At 72.6% G+C, this 19,507-nt stretch carries 22 protein-coding genes; 9 read left to right on the forward strand and 13 right to left on the reverse strand.

The window, feature by feature from the left end; genetic code table 11:
• Positions 1–77: 77 nt before the first annotated feature.
• Together ABTW72_RS16240 and ABTW72_RS16245 are read left to right on the forward strand one after the other, a co-directional pair.
• Entirely contained in the window at positions 78–1,193 is a 1,116-nt protein-coding gene (locus ABTW72_RS16240) for an ATP-dependent DNA ligase (protein WP_112584960.1), read from the forward strand.
• A 58-nt stretch (positions 1,194–1,251) separates the two neighbouring features.
• Positions 1,252–2,823 carry an alpha/beta hydrolase gene (locus ABTW72_RS16245; protein WP_350859960.1) on the forward strand — a complete coding sequence of 524 codons (1,572 nt, stop codon included), beginning with the start codon at positions 1,252–1,254 and terminating at the stop codon, positions 2,821–2,823.
• On the opposite strand, the gene ABTW72_RS16250 is transcribed toward ABTW72_RS16245, so the two are convergent.
• A complete protein-coding gene (locus ABTW72_RS16250) occupies positions 2,750–3,262 on the reverse strand; it encodes an ion channel (protein ID WP_350859468.1) in 513 nt (170 codons plus the stop codon). The two genes, ABTW72_RS16245 and ABTW72_RS16250, sit on opposite strands and share 74 nt — an antisense overlap.
• Positions 3,263–3,336: 74 nt before the next feature.
• Between ABTW72_RS16250 and ABTW72_RS16255 the strand changes: the two genes are divergently transcribed.
• On the forward strand, positions 3,337–3,789 hold the full coding sequence (locus ABTW72_RS16255; RefSeq protein WP_350859471.1) for a GNAT family N-acetyltransferase: 453 nt from the start codon (positions 3,337–3,339) through the stop codon (positions 3,787–3,789).
• Positions 3,790–3,852: 63 nt separating this feature from the next.
• Entirely contained in the window at positions 3,853–4,365 is a 513-nt protein-coding gene (locus ABTW72_RS16260) for a hypothetical protein (RefSeq protein WP_350859474.1), read from the forward strand.
• Positions 4,366–4,555: 190 nt separating this feature from the next.
• On the opposite strand, the gene ABTW72_RS16265 is transcribed toward ABTW72_RS16260, so the two are convergent.
• The 8 genes from ABTW72_RS16265 to ABTW72_RS16300 all read right to left on the reverse strand — a co-directional run bounded on the left by ABTW72_RS16265 (position 4,556) and on the right by ABTW72_RS16300 (position 13,845).
• Positions 4,556–5,296: an ABC transporter ATP-binding protein gene (locus ABTW72_RS16265; protein ID WP_350859477.1), complete on the reverse strand. Its 741-nt coding sequence runs from the start codon at positions 5,294–5,296 to the stop codon at positions 4,556–4,558.
• Positions 5,293–6,288 carry an ABC transporter ATP-binding protein gene (locus ABTW72_RS16270; protein ID WP_350859480.1) on the reverse strand — a complete coding sequence of 332 codons (996 nt, stop codon included), beginning with the start codon at positions 6,286–6,288 and terminating at the stop codon, positions 5,293–5,295. Before ABTW72_RS16270 ends, ABTW72_RS16265 begins: the two co-directional genes overlap by 4 nt.
• Position 6,289: 1 nt before the next feature.
• Positions 6,290–8,998: an FtsX-like permease family protein gene (locus ABTW72_RS16275; protein ID WP_350859483.1), complete on the reverse strand. Its 2,709-nt coding sequence runs from the start codon at positions 8,996–8,998 to the stop codon at positions 6,290–6,292.
• Positions 8,995–12,183 (reverse strand): FtsX-like permease family protein, encoded by a 3,189-nt coding sequence (locus tag ABTW72_RS16280; RefSeq protein WP_350859486.1) that lies wholly within the window; start codon positions 12,181–12,183, stop codon positions 8,995–8,997. Before ABTW72_RS16280 ends, ABTW72_RS16275 begins: the two co-directional genes overlap by 4 nt.
• A gap of 130 nt (positions 12,184–12,313) precedes the next feature.
• Positions 12,314–12,478, reverse strand: coding sequence for a hypothetical protein (locus ABTW72_RS16285; RefSeq protein WP_350859489.1), 165 nt, complete (start codon positions 12,476–12,478; stop codon positions 12,314–12,316).
• The gene (locus tag ABTW72_RS16290) at positions 12,475–12,690 is read right to left on the reverse strand and encodes a helix-turn-helix domain-containing protein (RefSeq protein WP_030336216.1); all 216 of its coding nucleotides are present in this window, start codon (positions 12,688–12,690) and stop codon (positions 12,475–12,477) included. Before ABTW72_RS16290 ends, ABTW72_RS16285 begins: the two co-directional genes overlap by 4 nt.
• Positions 12,690–13,169 carry a DUF2975 domain-containing protein gene (locus ABTW72_RS16295; protein ID WP_112584946.1) on the reverse strand — a complete coding sequence of 160 codons (480 nt, stop codon included), beginning with the start codon at positions 13,167–13,169 and terminating at the stop codon, positions 12,690–12,692. Before ABTW72_RS16295 ends, ABTW72_RS16290 begins: the two co-directional genes overlap by 1 nt.
• Positions 13,170–13,230: 61 nt before the next feature.
• A complete protein-coding gene (locus tag ABTW72_RS16300; RefSeq protein ID WP_350859493.1) occupies positions 13,231–13,845 on the reverse strand; it encodes a YdeI/OmpD-associated family protein in 615 nt (204 codons plus the stop codon).
• A 32-nt stretch (positions 13,846–13,877) separates the two neighbouring features.
• On the opposite strand from ABTW72_RS16300, the gene ABTW72_RS16305 reads away from it, so the two are divergent.
• Positions 13,878–14,090 (forward strand): winged helix DNA-binding protein, encoded by a 213-nt coding sequence (locus tag ABTW72_RS16305; RefSeq protein ID WP_350859496.1) that lies wholly within the window; start codon positions 13,878–13,880, stop codon positions 14,088–14,090.
• A gap of 35 nt (positions 14,091–14,125) precedes the next feature.
• On the opposite strand, the gene ligD is transcribed toward ABTW72_RS16305, so the two are convergent.
• A complete protein-coding gene (ligD, locus tag ABTW72_RS16310; protein ID WP_350859499.1) occupies positions 14,126–15,163 on the reverse strand; it encodes a non-homologous end-joining DNA ligase in 1,038 nt (345 codons plus the stop codon).
• Between the two features lie 47 nt (positions 15,164–15,210).
• Between ligD and msrB the strand changes: the two genes are divergently transcribed.
• Positions 15,211–15,615 carry a peptide-methionine (R)-S-oxide reductase MsrB gene (gene msrB, locus ABTW72_RS16315; RefSeq protein WP_030336225.1) on the forward strand — a complete coding sequence of 135 codons (405 nt, stop codon included), beginning with the start codon at positions 15,211–15,213 and terminating at the stop codon, positions 15,613–15,615.
• A gap of 34 nt (positions 15,616–15,649) precedes the next feature.
• On the opposite strand, the gene ABTW72_RS16320 is transcribed toward msrB, so the two are convergent.
• The 3 genes from ABTW72_RS16320 to ABTW72_RS16330 form a co-directional block, all read right to left on the reverse strand.
• Positions 15,650–16,264 (reverse strand): DUF305 domain-containing protein, encoded by a 615-nt coding sequence (locus ABTW72_RS16320; RefSeq protein ID WP_350859503.1) that lies wholly within the window; start codon positions 16,262–16,264, stop codon positions 15,650–15,652.
• 65 nt (positions 16,265–16,329) lie between these two features.
• Positions 16,330–17,070 carry a lytic polysaccharide monooxygenase gene (locus ABTW72_RS16325; protein WP_091400672.1) on the reverse strand — a complete coding sequence of 247 codons (741 nt, stop codon included), beginning with the start codon at positions 17,068–17,070 and terminating at the stop codon, positions 16,330–16,332.
• Positions 17,071–17,181: 111 nt separating this feature from the next.
• A complete protein-coding gene (locus tag ABTW72_RS16330; RefSeq protein ID WP_112737007.1) occupies positions 17,182–17,457 on the reverse strand; it encodes an isoamylase early set domain-containing protein in 276 nt (91 codons plus the stop codon).
• Positions 17,458–17,612: 155 nt separating this feature from the next.
• Here ABTW72_RS16330 and ABTW72_RS16335 point away from each other — a divergent pair, with 155 nt between their 5' ends.
• From ABTW72_RS16335 to ABTW72_RS16345, 3 genes are all read left to right on the forward strand, one after another.
• Positions 17,613–17,873 (forward strand): metallothionein, encoded by a 261-nt coding sequence (locus ABTW72_RS16335; RefSeq protein ID WP_091400670.1) that lies wholly within the window; start codon positions 17,613–17,615, stop codon positions 17,871–17,873.
• Between the two features lie 211 nt (positions 17,874–18,084).
• Positions 18,085–19,026 carry a DMT family transporter gene (locus ABTW72_RS16340; RefSeq protein WP_350859507.1) on the forward strand — a complete coding sequence of 314 codons (942 nt, stop codon included), beginning with the start codon at positions 18,085–18,087 and terminating at the stop codon, positions 19,024–19,026.
• A gap of 24 nt (positions 19,027–19,050) precedes the next feature.
• Positions 19,051–19,506, forward strand: coding sequence for a GNAT family N-acetyltransferase (locus tag ABTW72_RS16345; protein WP_350859509.1), 456 nt, complete (start codon positions 19,051–19,053; stop codon positions 19,504–19,506).
• Position 19,507: the final 1 nt, after the last annotated feature.

Raw genomic sequence — 19,507 nt, forward strand, 5'->3', positions numbered from 1 at the left:
CGTAGGCGGACACGCCACCCCGCCATCCACGGTGATCTGCCTCACGACTGTCGGCACCGTCTGATTGACTGGTCCGCGTGGACCTGCCGATCAACCCGCCGGTCGAGCCGATGCTGGCCAAGAGCGTTCCCAAGCTGCCCACCACGCCAGGGGTGACCTACGAGCCCAAGTGGGACGGGTTCCGGTGCATCGTGTTCCGCGACGGCGACGAGGTCGAGTTGGCCAGCCGGGGCGGCAAGTCGATGACCCGCTACTTCCCCGAGGTGGTCGAGCAGGCCCGCCGACAGCTGCCGGAGCGGTGCGCGGTCGACGGGGAGTTGATCGTGATTCGGCGCGACGGGCCGAGCGGCCAGCCCCGGCTGGATTTCGAGCTGCTGGCTCAGCGGGTCCACCCGGCCGCGTCCCGGGTGAAGATGCTGGCCGAGACCACCCCGGCCGACTTCGTCGCGTTCGACCTGCTGGCGATCGGTGACGAGGCCCTGCTCGACCAGCCCTACCCGCGCCGCCGGGAGCGGCTGGTCGAAGCGCTGGCCGGGGTGCGCCCACCGGTGCACGTCACCCAGGTCACCACCGATCCGGACACCGCGCGGCGCTGGTTCGACGTCTTCGAGGGCGCCGGGCTGGATGGTTTGATCGTCAAGCCGGCCGACCTGCCGTACGAGCCGGGCAAGCGACTGATGTTCAAGGTCAAGCATGCCCGCACCGCGGACGCGGTGGTGGCCGGCTTCCGCTGGCACAAGTCCGGCCCGGTGGTGGGCTCGCTGCTGCTCGGTCTGTACGACGACGCCGGCGTCCTGCACCACGTGGGTGTGAGCGCGTCGTTCAGCATGGCCCGCCGCGCCGAGTTGCTCGACGAGCTGGCGCCCTATCGGGACACCGGCGGCGAGCACCCGTGGGTGCACGGCGACCACGAGCGTGGCCAACGCATCCCGGGTGGGGTCAGCCGGTGGACCGGCACGAAGAACCTGGAGTGGGAGCCGGTGCGCCCGGAGCTGGTGGTCGAGGTGGGCTACGACGCCATGGAGGGCGAACGGTTCCGGCACACCGCGCAGTTCGTCCGGTGGCGCCCGGACCGCGACCCCCGGTCCTGCCGCTACGACCAGCTGGACCGGCCGATCCGCTTCGACGTGGACCAGGTGCTGCGCGGCGACCCGACGGCCACCGTGGACCGAGCCGCCACCGGCTCGGCGTAGCCTGGCCGTCGACCCGATTCCGGAGGACCACGTGACCCGCACCGCCGACCAGCCTCGGATGGCGACCAGCCGCCGGGTCCGTCGCACTCTGGCCGCCTTCGGCGTCGCCGCGCTGCTCACCGCCGGTTGCACGCTGCCGGCGTTCGCGCCGCGCACCGAGGTGGAGGGCGCGGCCGCCCCGACCGGCAGCGCACCGAACTGGCGGCCCTGCCCGGAGGTGCCCGACGAGTTGGTCGGGCGGAGCGCACCGAACATGCGCTACGAGTGCACCCGGATCGCGGTGCCCCGTGACTGGGGCACCGGCGGCGGGGCGAGCGCCGGCCCGGGCGCCGGGCAGACCTTCGAGATCGCCCTGCTGCGCGCCCGGTCCACCAAGCAGCGCGACCGGGTGGGCTCCTTGGTGATCAACCCGGGCGGCCCGGGGGGTTCCGGTGTCGACACCGCCGTCTACCTCTCGTTCGGCCCCCAGTTCGGCGGTCTGCCCGCCTCCATCACCGAGCGCTTCGACATCGTCGGCTTCGACCCGCGCGGGGTCTCCCGGTCCAGCCCGGTGAAGTGCATCTCCGACGCCGACCTGGACGCCAGCTTCGGTTTCGACCCGGATCCGGCGAGCCAGTCGGCATTCGACGGCTTCGTCGGGCTGAGCCAGCGGATCGGGCGCGGTTGCGGCGACCGCTACGGCGACCAGTTGCCGCTGTACGGCACCGAGCAGGCCGCCCGCGACATGGACGCGGTACGCGCCGCAGTGGGCGACGACAAGCTCACCTACCTGGGCTACTCGTACGGCACCCTGCTCGGTGCCACGTACGCCCAGCTCTACCCGCAGCGGGTACGGGCGCTGGTGCTCGACGGCGCGGTCGACCCGCAGCAGCGGCTGGTCGAGGGCTCGGAGAGCCAGGCCCGTGGCTTCGAGCGGGCCTTCACCAACTTCACCCGCTGGTGCGCGGCGAACGCCGGCCGCTGCCCGATCGCTCCGGACGCCCGCGCCGCGGTCACCTCGGCCATCGACAAGGCCAAGGTCTCCCCGGTACGCGGCGCCGACGGGCGGGAGGCCACCGCCGGCTGGGTGTTCTACGCCGTCATCTCCTCGCTCTACACCGAATCCGGCTGGCAGGAGCTGGCCCAGGCGATCGACAAACTCGCCGAGGGCGACCCGAAGGACGTGTTCCGGCTCGCCGACGCGTACGCCGGCCGGGAGGACGACGGGCACTACTCGAACCTGTTCGACGCCAACCTGGCCATCAACTGCGCCGACGAGACGGAGAAGCCGAGCCGGGCGCAGATCCGGCAGTTGCAGTCCGAGTGGCGCGGGAAATATCCGCTGTTCGGGCCGGCGTTGGCGGTCGGCATGCTGAGCTGCGTCGAGTGGCCGGGCGGGCGTGACCCGTACCCGACCGGGAAGGCGAACGGCGCACCGCCGATCGTGGTGGTCGGCACCACCGGCGACCCGGCGACGCCGTACGAGCAGACCCCACGGCTCGCATCGATGCTGGGCGTCGGTCGGGTGCTGACCTGGGAGGGCGAGGGGCACACCGCCTATCCGCAGACGTCCTGCATCACCGACGCGGTCGACGCCTACCTGATCGACCTGACCGTTCCCAGGGAGGGGCTTCGCTGCCCGGCCCGGTGACGGGTCGGGTCGGCGGCAGCGGGGGCAGATCGATCCCCTGCCGGGTGGCCAACTCCTCCAGCAGCGCCCGCATCCGGCGCACGTCGGCTTTGAGCTGCTCCTGCTCCTCATGCTCGAAGGCGTCGTCGTCGACGATCAGCCGGCTCGCGAAGTGCGCGGTGATCAGCGGGATGACCAGCAGCACCATGGTCGAGATGAGCAGCGCGGCCAGTGTGCGGCCCGCCCAGGTGGTCGGCGAGATGTCGCCGTATCCGACGGTGGAGGCGGTCACCACCGCCCACCAGACGGCGTCGGCCGGGCTGCGCTGCTCGACCTCCCCGTAGATGACCCCGGCCACCACGATCATCAGCAGGTACGAGGTGATCAGCGTGCGGGGCGAGTTCGCGAACCACACCAACGCCCGGTATATCCAGCGGAACGGCAGCAGCACTAGCTCCATGTCGCCCCATGCTGCCCGTTGCCCGCAACCGGCACAGACCCATTCGCCGGTTTCGCTGTGCCAGGATCACCGCCATGAGCGACGTGACCTACCGGGAGGCGGTCCGGGCTGACCTGCCCGCCGTCATCGCCCTGCTCGCCGATGACGTCCTGGGCAAGGCCCGCGACTTCACCGAGGTCGACGAGGCGTACGAGAGGGCGTTCGCGGCCATCGACGCGGACCCGCGCAACCAGCTCATCGTGGCCGAGCAGGCCGGCGAACTGGTCGGCTGCCTGCAGATCACCTACATCCCCGGCCTGGGCCGGCACGGCAGCGAGCGCTCGCTGATCGAGTCGGTCCGGGTCCGCTCCGACCGGCGTGGCCAGGGGCTGGGCCGGGACCTGATGACCTGGGCGGTCGACCAGGCCCGGCAGCGTGGCTGCGCGCTGGTGCAGCTCACCACCGACAAGACCCGCGAGGACGCGCACCGCTTCTACCTGGGCCTCGGCTTCGTGGCCAGCCACGAGGGCATGAAACTCGCGCTCTGACCCGGCGTCGCGTTCACCCGGCGGGGCAGTGGGAGTCGCACCGACCGGGTTACGTTCGCTGCCATGAGCAGGCCGACGATGCCCGGCGCCGCACCGTCGCGCCCGTCATGGCGCCGGACCGGCTCGGCGCTGTTGGCGGTCGGCGTCCTCCTGGTCGTCGTCGCGTTCTGGCTGCCCGCCTGGCGCAGCGTCTACCTGGACCGGACGGAAACCACAGCGGGTTCGAGAGTGCTCGGCTGGGCGCTACCGTTCGCGGTGACCGCCGCCGTGTTCGCGGTGCTGTCGCTCGCCAACACCGGCCCGGCCCGCTGGGTCTGGCGGCAGGCCAGCCTGGGAATGCTCATCTCCAACGTGCTCGCCTGCGGCAGTCTCACCGGGGCGTACTGGTATTTCGAGGCCGAGGACCCCTACGCCGACCACGAGTTGATCTCGACCGGGCCGGGCGCCGGTCTTCTCCTCGCCCTGCTGGGCTACCTGCTGATCCCGCTCGCCGGGGCCCTTCCTGACGGCCAGAAGCGCACCGACCGGCCCCGAAACGACCGGCCCACGCACGACCGGCCCGACCAGACGCGGTAGGGAACTTCCTCGCCCCACCGCCGTACGAGGGCTGTGGAGCTGATGTCGTAGACGAGTCACCGTCCGGCGATTCGTTGACGACATCAGCTCCACAGCGAGCGCGGACCACCATCCGCTGCCCAGCCCACCCGCCGCCCACCCGCCGCACGCGGGAGGCGTGGGACAGCGTCGGGCGGCAGGTCGATGGCGGTCAGCCGTCGACCAGGCGGCCGTCGCGCAGGACGAGCACCCGGTCGGCGAGGTCGATCAGGGCCGGGTCGTGCGTGGCCACCAGGGCCGTCATGCCGCGGGCGTGCACCACCGCACGCAGCAGGTCCATGATGGACCGGCCGGTCTCCGAGTCGAGCTGACCGGTCGGCTCGTCGGCGATGAGCAGGTCCGGCTCGTTGGCCAACGCCCGGGCCACCGCGACCCGCTGCTGCTGGCCACCGGAGAGTTCGTACGGGCGCTGCGCGGCGTGCCCGCCCAGGCCGACCAGTTCCAGCAGCACAGCGACGCGCTCCTCCCGCTGCGCGGCCGGCACCTGCGCCAGCCGCAACGGCACGCCCACGTTCTCGGCGGCGGAGAGGATCGGCACCAGCCCGAAGGTCTGGAACACGAACCCGACGGTGCCCCGGCGCAGCCGCAGCAGCTCCGCCTCCCCGGCCGAGGTGACCTCGTGCCCGGCCACCACCACCTGACCGCTGTCCGGCCGGTCCAGCCCGCCGATCAGGTTCAGCAGCGTGGTCTTGCCGGCCCCGGACCGACCTCGGATGGCGACCAACTCGCCCCGGTCGGCGGTGAACGACACGTCCCGCACCGCGTGCACGGCGTGCTCACCCCGGCCGAAGGTCCGGCTGACCCCGCTGACCCGGACCACCTCGTCGGGGCCCGCCGGGGACGCACCGCCGAAACCGGCCGCCCCGGTCACCACTACGTTCTGCCGGCTCATGCCCGCGCCCCCCGCTCGTCCGAGGCCCGGTCGCCGGGCCGTACCTGCACATGGTCCGGCTCCAGGTCGAGCCGGACCCGCTCCTTCAGCGAGAGCGCGTCGACGAACGCGGCCGGCAGCTGCATCCGACCGTTGCGGTCCAGCACCGCGTACTCCTCGCTGACGAGCTCGGTGTTGCCGTCCGCGTCGGTCCGCGCGGTCCGGCGTACCTCGGAGGCGGTCCGGCCGTCGCGGATCGCGACGGTCCGGCGGACCTGCGTGGCCACGGCGTGGTCGTGGGTGACGACCACGATGGTCACGCCCAGTTCCGCGTTGATGGTGCGCAACGCCGCGAAGACCTCCGCGCCGGTCGCCTCGTCCAGCTCACCGGTCGGCTCGTCGGCGAAGAGCACCTCCGGGTCGTTGGCCACCGCCACCGCCACCGCGACCCGCTGCTGTTCGCCACCGCTGAGCTGCCCGGGGCGCCGATCGGCGCAGTAGCCCACACCGACCAGGTCGAGCAGTTCCCGGGCCCGCTCCCGGCGGGCCTTGCCGCTTCGTTTGCCGGCCAGCTGCATCGGCAGCTCGACGTTCTCCAGCGCGTTGAGGTACGGCAACAGGTTGCGGCCGGTCTGCTGCCAGACGAACCCGACCAGCTGCCGGCGGTAGCTCAGCCGTCGCTTCGCGGAGAGCGAGAGCAGGTCGTAGTCGGCCACCCGGGCGATACCGGCGGTCGGAGTGTCCAGGCCGGAGAGGATGTTGAGCAGGGTCGACTTGCCCGAACCGGAGGCACCGACGATCGCCACCAGCTCGCCCCGGTCGATGACCAGGTCGAGCCCCTGCAGGGCGACCACCTCCACCCCCTCGGTCTTGAAGATGCGCACCAGGCCGTCGCAGACGATGTGCCCGCGGAGGCGGTCCTGCCCGCCGGCCCGCTCGGCCGCGCGTTGCGCTGCCCGCTGTTGCAGGGCGGCCAGGTCCGGCACCAGTGGAGTCTGGGCGGTAGCGGTCATCTCAGCTCTCCTCTCCGAGCCGAAGCACCTCTCCGAGGCGCAACCGGCGGTTGTTCAGGGCCTCGACGGCGACCGCGAAGCCGAGGGCGACCGCCCCGAGCGCGAGCACCGCGGCGACCAGGCTGGGCTCGAAAGCCACCCGGACCGGCACACCACTGGTGAACGCGGACAGGCCGAGCACCGGGTTGAGCAACAGGGGCAGCACCGCGCCGACCAACGCACCGGTCAGCACCGAGACCGCCACCAGCGGGGTCAGCTCGACCAGCAGCAGCCCTCGCCACTGCCGGCGGGACAGGCCGAGGGTGCGCAGCCGGGACAGCACCTGGCCCCGGGCGCGCGCGCCGGCCAGCACGGTGAACGCGATGGCCAACAGCCCGAGCACTGTGCCGCCGGCGGCGCCGGCCACGAACCCGAAGGCCAGCACCCCGTTCGCCCCGCCCTCGCCAAGGCCCCGGCGGACGTCCGCCCGGGTGTCGACGGTGACCCCGATCATCCGTTCCCGACCGGTGACCGCGCCGTCCCGCTGGTAGCGCTCCTGCCCCTCGTCGCCGGCGACGCGCAGCGCCTCGGCGTCCAGCGAGTCGCCGGCGATCAGCAGGCTGGTCGGCACCGGGATGGTGGTACGCGTCGGCAGGGCCTGCCAGGGCAGGATCACGAACCGGCTGGCGTTCGCCGCCAGCATCGGGAACCCGTCCTGGGTGCCGGCCACCCGGAACTCGTACCGCTGGCCCTGCACCGAGATGAAGGCGGAGTCGTCCAACCCGGCCTTGGCCAGGTCGGCGGCGACCGACGGTGAGACGATCGCCGGCAGCGGACCCGGGCCGGGCGCGGCGGTACGCAGCGCGGTCGGAACCGACAGGTCCACCTGGGAGTCGCGGGCCACCCTGTCCAACCCCGAGCCGTCGATGAGCAGTACGTCCGTCTGCCCGATGAAGGCGTCGGTGCCGACCTCGTCGGACGCCAACCGCTCATCGTCCTCGTACAGCACCCGGGTGACGGCCCGGACCCCCGGCAGGCGGCCCAGCTCGTCGATGGTGTCGGGTGCGAAGCGCTCTCCACGGATCACCGCGTCGGCGGGCACGATCTGCGCGGCGGCCCGTTCCCGGCTCGCGTCGACACCGGCGGCCACGACCGCGCAGAACGCCGCGGTGCCGATCGCCAGCACCACCACGACCAGCGGCGCGGCGACCGCCGCGCGGCCGGCGCGGGCCGTGCCGAGGAACGCCACGCTGCCCCGGGTCCGCGCGGCCAGCCGGCTGACCAGCAACAACGGCCAGGGGTACGCGCGCAGCGCCAGCACCGCCGCCGCGACCGCGAGGAGCACCGGCACCGACACCAGCAGCGGGTCCACCTCGCCGAGGGTCAGGCCGCGCCGTCGCAACAGCACCGCCGCGAGCCCGGCCAGGAGCAGCAGGGAGACCTCGACGGTGAGCCGACGGGCCGACGGGCGCACCCGGATCAGATCCCGGCGCCCCGCTCCGCCGGCCGGTACGGCCAGAGTCGCCAACGGCAGCGCCAGCGTGACCAGCACGGTCACCGCGATGAGGTACGGCGTGGTCGGGTCCGGGGCACCGGGGAACAGGGTGCCCAGCCACCAGCCCAGCACGGCGGCGACCGGCACCACCAGCACCGACTCGGCGAGGCTACGCCGGGCGCCGGCGGTGGCCCCGCCGCCGCGGGCGCGCAGCAGCGCGAACTCCGAGCGACGCCGTCTGGTGGCGAGACTGGCCGCGAGCACGATGAGCCCCGCCAGGGTGGCCAGCACACCGGCCGCGATCACCGCGAGCAGGGTCCGTACGGCATCGATCTGGGCAGCGAACGCGCGCAACGGAACGTCGACGCCCTGGGTCAACGTGAGCCCCGTTGGCTGGTTGCGCTGCATCACCTGGAGGCCGTCGATCAGCTCGTCCAGCTTCTGTGCGTCGATCCGGTCGACGCCCAGTCGGTACCGCCACTTGGACTGGATCGGCCAGCCCGCCACGGCCCGCTTGTTGAAGACCGACTGTGCGACGACGCCGAACATGGTGAACGGCATGCCGTCCCCGGGCGGTTCGATGATCCGCAGTAGCTGTGGCAGCCCGTCCCAGATGCCATTCGCGCGGTCGACGGGGCGGAACAGCCCGGCCACCACCACCGGGGCAGCGTCGTGAAGATTGCCCTTGTCGTCGGTGTTGCCGATGCGCAGTTGGCTGCCGGCACGCAGGTTGAGCTTGCGGGCCACGTCGACGTCGAGCGCCACCTCGATCGGCCGGTCGGGCACGTACGTCTCGCTCGGCCACGCGCCCTCGACGAGGGTGCTCGCGCCCTGGATGTCGGGCATGGCCCGTAGCCCCAGGTCGACCAGCAGGTTGCGGGCCGCCAGGTCCGGCCCGACCACGCGGGTCGCCGCGGTCTCGACGCTGTACCACCGCTCGGTCACCGCCGAGCGCACCGGCGGCGGCATCTCCGCGGCCAGGGCGTCGAACCGCTCCGCGGCGTTGCCCATCGCCGTCCGCTGTGACGTCGCGGGCTCCAGCGCCGTGGTGTACGAGAGATCCCGGCGCGCGGCCAGCTCGCTGTTGAGTTGCGCGCGCAGCCCCTGTTCGGCGAGCCGGTTGACCAGCCGGGGCACTCCGCTGATCAGCAGCGTGACCACCAGGGTCAGCACCGCCAGCAGCAGGAACTGCCCCCCGTACGCCCGGACCCGCCGGACGGCCGCCCCGACGCTCATCGTTCTCCCCCGATTCGCAGCTGCACCGCCGCCACCCGCTGACGGATGCCGGTGGCGATGAACGCGCTGAAGGCGAGCGCCGCCAGCAGCAGACCGACAGCGGTCAGGCCGATCGGCACCCAGGGCAGCACGAACGCCGCCGGGGGTGTCGGCCGGCCGGCGGCCGGGGTGAGGATGACCAGTGGGGCCATCGTCGCGCCGACCGCGGTACCGAGTAACAGCCCGACGCCCACGCCGATGCCGGCGAGGAACGTCTGTTCGGCGAGCAGCGCCCGGGCCATCAGCCGGGGCGTGGCGCCGAGGGTGTGCAGGACCGCGAACTCGCCGAGCCGACGCCGGGCGGTGGCCCACACGTCCACCATCAGACCGACGAGGGCGAGTAGCACCGCGCCGAGCGCGGCGGCGAGCATGCCGGTCCGCGAGCCGCGCCAGTACGGATCGTCGGCGGCCGTCTCGATGGCCGCCTCCCGGTTGAGCACCGTGACGCCCGGGAGCGCCCTGACCGCTTGGGCGGCGGCGTTCGCGTCGGCGGCGCCGACCCACCATTCCGGTACGGGTCGCACCGCGCCGCTGCTGCGGATCATCGCGTCGACCGCGGCCGGCAGGTCCAGCAGCACGCCGGCAGCGGTGGTGGTCGTCGGCACGGCGCTCAACTCGCCGACCAGGTGCACCGGCAGCGTCGCCCCGGACAGGGTCAGGTCGACGGTGTCGCCGACGCGCAGGCTCAGCGCGTTGATGACCCCGGGGGTCATCAACACCGGTACGGGTTTGTTGTCTCCGCCCGCCACGACAGCGAACCGGGTGGGCGGCTGGTACGCGAACTGCCCGCCGGGGATCACCTCCACGGCGTGCACCGCGGCGAACCCGGCCCCGGTGGTCCGCACCGGCGTGGACGTCACGCCAGGGGCCGTCAGCACCCAGCCGCCGCTCAGCTCGGCGGGTCGGGTCGTGCCGTCGGCGTCGACCACCGCCAGCCCGTCCACCTGGAGTCGGTAGGCGTTGCCGGCCGCCAGCCCGCCGTCGGCTTCGAACCCGGCCAGCCGCAGCCGCGCCCCGCCCACGTCGGGAAGTTGTACGGAGAACCGGGTGGCCCGGCCGTCACCGTCGGCGCTGGCCGCCGGCAGCCGCAGGGCGAGCCCGTCGGAGCTGGTGACCAGCAGCGTCACCTCGATCTTCAGCGACCGGGCGGCGCTGCTCACCGGGGTACGGACCGTGCCGGTGATGGCCCGCGCCCCGGCGGGCAGTTCGACACCGGCGGGGGCCCCGCGCTCATCGATCATGCGCTGGTACTGCTCCGCCGCCGATCCGTCGCCGAGGCGGTCGGCGAGCCGCACGACGCCCGGGGCGCTGGCCGGGTCGACACCGATCACTGTCGTCGGCAGGTTCTCCCGCCCGACCCGGATCTCGTCCCGCCACGCCGGCAGCACCCGGTTCACGCTCGGCAGCGCGGCGAGTTCGCCGGCCCGGGTCGGTGGGGCGCCACCGGTCCGTTCGGTCACCCGGAGGTCGGCGCCGACCGTGTGGCCGGCCTGCTCGACCTGGGACCGCTCGCCGGTGCTGATCAGCGACCACGCCAGGGTGCTGCCGCCGACGGCGAGGGCGAGCAGCAGCACCGGGCCGGCGTGGGGACGCCGGCCGGCCTGCCACATGCCGAACATGGTGGCGGTCCAGGGGCGTCGGTCGACGAACCGCTCCGCGAACCGGGTGAGCGGCGGGAGCACCCGCAACGCCAGCACGGCACCGGCCAGCACGCCGAGCGTCGGGGCGGCGACCAGCAGCGGGTCGAGCCCGAGCTGGCCACCCGAACCGGCCAGCGGGGAGGCGTACCGGCGAAGCTGCACCCAGGCGAGCACGGCGAGCGCCACGAGCACCAGGTCGACGCTGGCGCGTTGGACGCTCGCGGCCCGGTTCGGCCGGGATCGGGCCGCCATGTCGGCGACGTACGTCCCGGCCCCACGCAGCGTCGGAAGGACCATGGCGACCAGGCAGCCGGCCGCGGTGGCCGCTGCCGCCGCCCAGACCAGTGTGGTGTTGCCGCCGGCGGTGGACAGGTCACCCGAGCCGCCGGGTCGGATGTACCGCAGCGCCTCACCGGCGATCACCGGACCGAGCACGGCCGCCGGGGCGACCACAAGGGTCGCCTCACGGGCGGCCAGGCCGGCCAACTGCCGTCGGGCGGCGCCGCGGGCGCGCAGCAGCGCGGTCTGTGGGCGACGGTCCTCGTGCAGCAGCGCGGCGACCAGCACCAGCGCGTACCCGGCGAGCACCAGGATGAGCAGCAGCGGGGTGGCCAGCGACGAGCGACCCACCAGGTCGGCGCGGCCGATCCGGTCCAGCAACTGCGGCATCTTGGTGACCGTCTGCCCGGAGCTGCCCAGTTGGGCGGCCTCGGGCACGGCCGAGACGGCCTCGGTGAGGGCTTTCCGGACGGCGGGCAGGTCGGCGGTGTCGACGGCGCCGAGGTCCGGTTGGGCCAGCCAGGACGCCGACACCGAGCCCGGGAAGGTGGCCGCGAAGTCGGCCGGGTCGAGCGTGAACGGCCCGTAGGAGGTGCCGGAGCCGGCACTGCCCGCTCCCACGCCGGGGGCCAGCAGCCAGTACGCGTCCGACGGGTCGCTGGGCCGCCAGGTGCCGGCGAGCACCAGCTCCCCGCGGCGTTCGGTGGCCCGGTCACGCACCGGTACGCGTTCGCCGACGGTCAGGCCGAGTGCGCCGGCGACCCGCTCGGGCAGGCTCACCTGGACGGGATTCGCTCCGGGGCTGGGCCAGGCCCCGCTGGTCAGCTCCGCGTGGCTGGCGAGGTCGGCGAGCGTGGCCAGGTTCGCGAAGACCGGTTCGTCGGCCGTACGCGGGATCTGCCCGAGGTCGCCGGTCAGTTCCCGGCCGGTGCCGTAACGGGCGACGGTGACACTGACCGGGACGCCGCCGAGCCCGGTGGCGAACTCGGCTCGGACCGCCTTGTCCCGGGTGGCGAACTCGGCCGCGTCCCGCCCACCCGAGCCACTGACCAGAAGGCCGCGCTCCTCGGCGGGCGAGGCGGCGACCAGGGCCCGCTGCCCGGCGTCCACCGCCCGACGGTTGTAGTCGGACAGCCCGGTGACCAACGCGACGGCGACGAGGGCAGCGATCACCGCTGCGACCAGCAACCCTCGCGCCTCGCGGGCCCGCCTCCACACCAGCTTCATCCGACGCCTCCCCTGGCCCTGGCGGGCCGACGACCAACAAGACAGGCCATCTACCGGGAAAGGTTCGCGCCCGTTACATGATCGTTATTGCGGGAGGGCTCGGCTCGGGCCGGCCAGCACGCCGGGGCGGCTAGCTGCCGCCTCGAAGGTTGCGGATGCCGAACACCAATGCGCCGAGCACCAGCAGGACGCCCAGGAGTTGGAGGCCCGGCGAGTCGTCGGCCTCCCCGTGCACGATTCCGGCGACGCCGAGGGCGATCACGAGAACGGCGGCGACGGTCAGGACGTACTTCATGGGGTTTCCTCCTCGACCCACTCCAACAGGTCTCCGGGTTGGCAGTCGAGGACGCGGCACATCGCTTCGAGGGTGCTGAAGCGGACAGCCTTGGCGCGGCCGTTCTTCAGCACCGCCACGTTGGCCGGGGTGAGCCCGACGCGCTCGGCGAACTCGCCGACGCTCATCTTGCGCTTGGCCAACTCCACGTCGATGCGGACGACGATGGGCATCAGATCACCGCTTCCATGTCGGTCCGCAGGGTGGTGGCCTGCCGCAACAGTGCCCGCATCACCACCATGAGGAGCCCCAGCACCGTGACACCCATCGTCAGCAGGAACAGCAGGATCGGACCGCCCGGGTCGTCCGCGTTGAAGCCGACGTAGAGGAAGACACCCACGAGGACCAGCCACCCCGCGCCAATGGCCCACACGATGAGGTCGACCCACTTCAGGGAGGCCTCGGTGAAGATGCGGTCGTTCTTGACCATGTTGAGCAACTGCCACGTGGACACGATCACCACCTGGACGCACAGCACCCAGAACACCGTCACGGCGGTCAACGGCCACCGGAGGTAGGCGTGCTCCGGCGACTCCTGTGCCATGTGGGCGAACTGCCCCGGCAGTGAGAACGTCTGGAACCCGATCAGGACCACGAACAGGACCCCGAGTACGACTCTGAGAGCGGCTACCGCTCGATGCTCCGTAACCATGCATCGAGTTTCACTCGTTACCTATCGAAAGTCAATCGGTAGCCGGGACGTCGACTCCCGCTCACGACGACGTCGGCCCGGTCGCCGGCCTCGCCTTCTGGGGATAGAACGTCTCGTGGCGGGCCAGCATGGCGACGAATTCGCCGATCTTGCGCTCGCGGGTCTCCGCCCGCTTGACGGCATTGAGGCGATGGATGAGAGCGAACCGGTTGGCCTTGGTGAGCACGTCGAGCATGGCCTGGGCGGCGGGCTCGGCGGCGATGGCGGCGAGCAGGTCGGCCGGCACCTCCGCCTCCGACGGCGGGGCGTAGGCGGCCGCCCACCGTCCGTCCGCCTTCGCGGCGTCCACCGCGGCGCGGCCCGCCGGCAGCATCCGCCCCTGCTCCTCCAGCCGGGCGACGTTCGCGACGTTGCGTTGGGACCACGAACTGCGGGACCGACGCGGGGTGAACCGGATCCAGGAGGACTCCTCGTCGCGCTTACGCGCCTGCCCGTCGATCCAGCCCACGCAGAGGGCCTCGTCGACCGCCTGCTGCCAGGTCAGCGTCGTGACCGTGCCACCCTTCTTGGTCAGCGCGAGCCAGACACCAGGCGACGAGGCGTGGTTCGCCGACAGCCAGGCGCGTAACGCGTCGGCGTCCGCGACGATCAACTCAGCAAGCTCGGTGCTCGTCATGCTGGCAAGCTATCCGCCGGGTCCGACAGCCGGTGACCTCTGTAGGAGGCGATCAGCGCGACCGCCGGCTGCGCATTCCGGCGATTACGACCGCTGGCGAAAAGGTGCGGGCGCGGGTCGCCCACGCCAGCGAGGAGGCGGAACGGAACGCGATGGCCGGCTTCCGTCAGGTCGAGGTCGACACGTTCCGCCGAGTGCTGTTCGCGATCATCGGCACGGCGGTCGACCCGGGCTCATGCCTGTGATGCTCGGCGACCACGCACAGCTCAGTTGACGGCGCTCAGGCGCTCTCGTCGTCCGGGCTGCGCTTGGCGCGGCTCGGCTGCACCCGCTTGGGTTCGCCGGGCATCTTCGGGTGGTCCGGCGGGTACGGCAGGTCGCCCTGGCCGGCGGCGGCGTCGCGCTCGGCCCACTCCAGCAGCGGGGTGATGTCCCACGGTGCGTCGTCGATGCCGGCGTGCGGATCACCTCGCTCGGCGAGCCGGGCCGGCACGGTGCGCAGGTCGAAGTCGTCCGGGTCGACGTCGGGTAGCTCGTCCCAACTGACCGGGGTGGAGACGGTGGCCCGCGCGTTGGCCCGCAGCGAGTACGCGCAGGCGATTGTCCGGTCGCGCGCCATCTGGTTGAAGTCGACGAAGACCCGGGTGCCGCGCTCCTCCTTCCACCAGGCGGTGGTGACCAGGTCGGGGTTGCGGCGCTCCACCTCCCGGGCGAGCGCGATGGTGGCCCGGCGCACCTCGGTGAACGTCCAGCGGGGTTGGATGCGCAGGTAGACGTGCACGCCCCGGCCGCCGGAGGTCTTCGGCCAGCCGGTCGCGCCCAGCTCGTCGAGGAGCGCGCGGACCTCGCCGGCGGCCCGCGCCGCGTCGGCGAAGTCGGTGCCGGGCTGCGGGTCCAGGTCGATGCGCAGCTCGTCGGGGCGGTCGACGTCGGCGGCCCGCACGGGCCACGGGTGGAAGACGATCGTGCCCATCTGCGCCGCCCAGGCCACGTGCGCCAGATCGGCCGGGCAGAGCTCCGCCGCGTTCCGACCGCTCGGGAAGGTGATCTGCGCGGTCGTCACCCACGGCGGCACCCCACGGGTGGGCACCCGCTTCTGGAAGAACGCCTCGCCTTCGACGCCCTCGGGGAAGCGTTGCAGGGTGGTCGGTCGGTCCCGCAGGGCCCGCATGATCCCGTCGCCGACCGCGAGGTAGTAGTGGAAGACGTCCGCCTTGGTGAACCCCCGCTGCGGGAAGATCACCCGATCCGGACTGCTCAGCCGGACGGTGTGCCCGGCCACCTCGACCTCGGCGGCCGCAGCCTTGGTGCCACCCATCCCGCGACCCTATGCCACGCCCCCGACGTTCGACGTACCGTTGAGGGGTGAGTCTTGACGACAACGAGCTGCCCCGTACCGACGAAGAGTGGCGGGTCCGACTGACCCCCGAGGAGTTCCACGTCCTGCGGGAGGCCGGCACCGAACGCCCGTGGACGGGCGAGTACGTGGACACGAAGACCCAGGGGGTCTACCACTGTCGCGCCTGCGGGCTGGAGCTGTTCTCCAGCGACACGAAGTTCGACTCGCACTGCGGCTGGCCGAGCTTCGACGACGCCATCCCGGGCCGGGTCAAGGAGATCGAGGACCGCAGCCTCGGCATGGCCCGTACGGAGATCCGCTGCGCCCGCTGCGACAGTCACCTCGGGCACGTCTTCCACGGCGAGGGCTTCACCCCGAAGGACACCCGGCACTGCGTCAACTCGGTCTCCATCAAGCTGGAACCCCGCTGACCCGGGGACTCGGGGCGTAACCGCGTGACCGCGCTCAGGGCGTACCCGTACCCCTGAGCAGCTCGACCTCGGCGGTCCGGGACTGCTCGATCCGCCGGGCCAGGTCGCGGACCCGCTCGTTGCGGCCGACGCCGACGTGGGATCGGGCCAGGTCGGCGGCCGATCGCTGGTGGTCGGCGAGCACGTCGCGCAGCACTCGGTCGACGTCGGCGTCCGGCGCGGTCCGCAGCCGGTCGAGCGCGGCGTCGTCCCCGTGCCCGTCGTGGTGGTGTGCGGCCGCGCTGGCACCCGGCCCGGTCGTGGGCAACCAGCCGCGCATGGCGGCCAGTTCGTCGGCCTCGGTCGCCTCGACGGCGGCGGCCAGGGTGCGCAGCGCGTCGTCGCGCACCCGGTCCCGGGCCAGCCGGACGATCTGCAGGGTGCGTTCGCTGTGCCCGACCATGGTGCTCAGGAACACCACGTCGATCCCGCTCATCGCGTCCGCCTCGATCGCGGACCCGGCACCCGCGTCCCCGGCCGCCGCCGAGCCGACCGGGGACGCGGGGGCCGGCTGCGGCAGGGCCGACGGGCGCGACGTGGGCGGTCCGGCGCAGGCTCCGGTGAGCAGCAGAGCGGCAACGAGGGACGCCAGCGGGGTACGGCGGGGCATGCCGGTTGCTCCGTTCACGCGAGGGCGGCGACACGGGTGCGACCAGGGGTCGCACCCGTGTGCGGTCAGACCTGGAGCCAGAGGGCCGGTACGTTCGGCGGCTCCCAGCCCGGGATCGCGGTGTGCGCCTGCCGGCAGCGGTACGTCGCTCCGCCGTAGGTGACCTGGTCGCCGACCTGGTACGCCCGACCCGTCGTCCAACTGCCGCCCGGCGCGGGCGGAGTGGTCGGCGTGGTGGTCGGGGTGGGCCGTGGGGTGGGTGAGGTGGTGGGCGTGGGCGTCGGGTTCGACCCTCCGCCGCCGATCTGCACGTCGATGCAGGAGTAGAAGGCGTTCGCGGTGTCGGAGATGTTCCACACCGCGAGGATCTTCTGTCGGCCGGAGAAGCCGCCGAGATTGACGTTGTGCGACACCGTGGCGCCCGGCTGCTGGCCGTTGCCGTTGACCACGCCGACCCGGGTGTTGCCGATCCAGTACTCCCAGTTGCTGGTGGCGTGCCGGGCGGTGTTCACCCAGGTGAAGGTCAGCGAGCTGCCCACCGAGGTGGCCGGCCAGCCCCGACTGTCGTCGTTGAGGACGGCGAACTGGGCGATTCCGGCGTTGCAGCTGCGCAGGCCCTTGGGTCCTTCGACGCTCTGCGGCTCGTACTTGATCTGCCCGCAGTCGGGCACCCGGCCCTGCGCGCAGAGCGCCTGCCGGCTCGGTGGGGCGGAGACGTAGCCGTGCGCCTGCGCGGGGGCGGCGACGGTGAGGGTGGCGGCGACGGCGCCCGCCGCCACCAGCGGGACGGTGATTCTTCGACGCATGGGGGCAGCTCCTTCTCCAGGTGCGGTGAGGTGCCCTCAAGGTAATTTAAACATTGTTAACAGTAAAGACTCTCATCGATAAATCCATCGATGACGGCAGTTTTCTTCTGCTCAGAGCCGGAGCAGGCTGCCCCGGTCGTCGACCTGGTCGGCCGACTCGTCGTCCAACCAGACGCCACCGGTGCCGAGGTAGCGGAACCGGTACTCCCCCGGCGGCAGCTTCACCGTCACCGTCCTGGTGCCGTCGCGTCGGGCCACCAACTCGTGTCGACCCGGCTGCCAGCCGTTGAAGGAGCCGACGACGCTCACCGGGCCGGGCGGGACATCGCGGGGCAGGCAGAAGGTGACCCGGGTCTGGTTGCCGAAGAGCTTGTTGCGCTTGATCACGGTGATCCTCCGGGGTTGCGGCGGTTCACCCGGCATAACGGGCAACACGCCGACGCCGACACGCCGCCGACGTGGCCAGGCGTCGACGTTCCGCCCCCACGTCCGGACCACCTGGGAGATTCTGTAGGCACTTGTCCACTTAACGGAGGTTTTCGGTGGCAACCTGCGAGGTCTGCGGCAACGACTACTGGATGGCGTTCGAGGTGCACACGGTCAGCGGTGACGTGCACACCTTCGACTCGTTCGAGTGCGCGATCCAGCGCATGGCACCGATCTGCGAGCACTGCCAGGTCAAGATCGTCGGGCATGGCGTCGAGGTCAACGGCCGTTTCTTCTGCTGCGCACACTGCGCCCGCGCCGTGGAGGGCGCGGTGGGCGCCGAGATCCGCGACGCCGTCGGCGCCCGCCCGGCCTGACCACGCCCGCCGGGCCACGGGCCAACCGGAACACCACGCTGGGGTACGGTCGTCGCCATGCGGCCGTTCCTGGGCGTCCTGCCCCCGCCGCGCTCCTGAGCGGAGCGCCGCGCCTCTCGCCGAGCGGGTGACCTGACCCCGCTCGGCCACCCTGTCGTACGCGCTCCGTCGACGTCGTCCCCGTCAACGGCTCACCCTTCGGAGCGCTTCCGTGTCCACGACCCGTACCGCCCTGCCGGCCGCCTCGGCCGCCAGCCACGCCGCCCGCAGCGGCCTGATCCAGATCACCGTCACCGGGGTGCTGTGGGGCACCACCGGTGTGGCGGTGCAACTCCTGCGCGAGAGCACCGGGCTCAGCCCGGTGAGCATCGGCTTCCACCGCCTCGCCATCGCCGCGCTCGTGCTGCTGGCGTGCACCGCCGGCCGGCTCCGCACGGTCGTGGCCACCGTGCGCGCCGCCCCCGTACCGCTGCTGCTCACCGGCGTCGGCCTCGGCCTCTACCAGGCGCTCTACTTCGCCGCCGTGGCCTGGGCCGGAGTCAGCGTGGCCACCATCGTCAGCCTGGGCCTGGCACCGGTGCTCGCCGCGGCCTGGGAGTCGGCGCACGCCCGCCGGCTCCCCGGCCCGCTGCGACTCGGCACGCTGGTCGCGGCGGTGGCCGGCCTCGTCCTGATCACCGCCGCCACCGAGCACCCCGATGCGGCGGCGCCCGCCCCGCTGCTCGGCCTGCTCGCGGCAGCCGGCTCCGGCCTCGGGTACGCGGTCACCACCCTGATCAGCCGTCGGGTGTCGCAACGCACCGCGCCGATGACGCTGACCACCATCTCCACCACGGTCGGCGCGCTGACCCTGGCACCGTTCGCCCTGGTCTCCGGAGTGAGCGTGCCGGTACGTCTGGACACCCTGGCGCTGCTGCTGCACCTCGGCGTGGTCACCACGGCGGTCGCGTACGCGTTGTTCTACGCCGGCCTGCGCACCACCCCGGGCAGCGTCGCGGCCGTGCTGACCCTGCTCGAACCGCTCACCGCCGCGGCGCTGGCGGTGGCGCTGCTGCACGAACCACTCCCCCTGCCGGTGATCGTCGGCGGTGTCCTGCTGCTCACCGCCGTGGCCGCCACCTACCTCGCACCCGACCGGGCGGACCTCAGGTGAACCCGCCCGACCTACCATCGGTGGATGCCCCAGCAGACCACCGAACTACGGACGGCCTCCTTCGCCGACCTGAACGCCCGCACCCTCCACGACCTGCTCAAACTGCGCATCGACGTGTTCGTGGTGGAGCAGAACTGCCCGTACCCGGAGCTGGACGGGCGGGACGTCGAGCCGGGCACCCGGCACGTCTGGCTCACCGACGGCGGCGCGCCGCTGGCGTACCTGCGGATCCTGGCCGACCCGGACGGTGTCGCCCGGATCGGTCGGGTCGTGGTCGCCCCGGCGGCGCGCGGCGGCGGACACGCCGGCCGGCTGATGACGGCGGCGCTGGAGGTGGTGGGCAACCGACAGTGCGTGCTGGACGCCCAGTCGCACCTGGTCGCGTTCTACACTCGGCACGGCTTCGCGGTCAGCGGCCCCGAGTACGTCGAGGACGGCATCCCGCACACGCCGATGCGACGCGATGCCATTGACGGTTGAC

The sequence above is a fragment of the Micromonospora sp. NPDC127501 genome (assembly GCF_040302185.1).
Lineage (GTDB): Bacteria > Actinomycetota > Actinomycetes > Mycobacteriales > Micromonosporaceae > Micromonospora.

Excerpts from the sequence above, each read along its gene's own strand:
- ABTW72_RS16320 (WP_350859503.1), bottom strand. The coding sequence starts at position 16,264 with ATGCCCCGCCGTACCCCGCTGGCGTCCCTCGTTGCCGCTCTGCTGCTC.
- ABTW72_RS16280 (WP_350859486.1), bottom strand. The coding sequence starts at position 12,183 with ATGAAGCTGGTGTGGAGGCGGGCCCGCGAGGCGCGAGGGTTGCTGGTC.
- ABTW72_RS16345 (WP_350859509.1), top strand. The coding sequence starts at position 19,051 with ATGCCCCAGCAGACCACCGAACTACGGACGGCCTCCTTCGCCGACCTG.
- ABTW72_RS16275 (WP_350859483.1), bottom strand. The coding sequence starts at position 8,998 with ATGAGCGTCGGGGCGGCCGTCCGGCGGGTCCGGGCGTACGGGGGGCAG.
- ABTW72_RS16285 (WP_350859489.1), bottom strand. The coding sequence starts at position 12,478 with ATGAAGTACGTCCTGACCGTCGCCGCCGTTCTCGTGATCGCCCTCGGC.
- ABTW72_RS16290 (WP_030336216.1), bottom strand. The coding sequence starts at position 12,690 with ATGCCCATCGTCGTCCGCATCGACGTGGAGTTGGCCAAGCGCAAGATG.
- ABTW72_RS16270 (WP_350859480.1), bottom strand. The coding sequence starts at position 6,288 with ATGACCGCTACCGCCCAGACTCCACTGGTGCCGGACCTGGCCGCCCTG.
- ABTW72_RS16245 (WP_350859960.1), top strand. The coding sequence starts at position 1,252 with ATGGCGACCAGCCGCCGGGTCCGTCGCACTCTGGCCGCCTTCGGCGTC.
- ligD (WP_350859499.1), bottom strand. The coding sequence starts at position 15,163 with ATGGGTGGCACCAAGGCTGCGGCCGCCGAGGTCGAGGTGGCCGGGCAC.
- ABTW72_RS16295 (WP_112584946.1), bottom strand. The coding sequence starts at position 13,169 with ATGGTTACGGAGCATCGAGCGGTAGCCGCTCTCAGAGTCGTACTCGGG.
- ABTW72_RS16260 (WP_350859474.1), top strand. The coding sequence starts at position 3,853 with ATGAGCAGGCCGACGATGCCCGGCGCCGCACCGTCGCGCCCGTCATGG.
- ABTW72_RS16265 (WP_350859477.1), bottom strand. The coding sequence starts at position 5,296 with ATGAGCCGGCAGAACGTAGTGGTGACCGGGGCGGCCGGTTTCGGCGGT.
- ABTW72_RS16300 (WP_350859493.1), bottom strand. The coding sequence starts at position 13,845 with ATGACGAGCACCGAGCTTGCTGAGTTGATCGTCGCGGACGCCGACGCG.
- ABTW72_RS16250 (WP_350859468.1), bottom strand. The coding sequence starts at position 3,262 with ATGGAGCTAGTGCTGCTGCCGTTCCGCTGGATATACCGGGCGTTGGTG.
- ABTW72_RS16325 (WP_091400672.1), bottom strand. The coding sequence starts at position 17,070 with ATGCGTCGAAGAATCACCGTCCCGCTGGTGGCGGCGGGCGCCGTCGCC.
- ABTW72_RS16255 (WP_350859471.1), top strand. The coding sequence starts at position 3,337 with ATGAGCGACGTGACCTACCGGGAGGCGGTCCGGGCTGACCTGCCCGCC.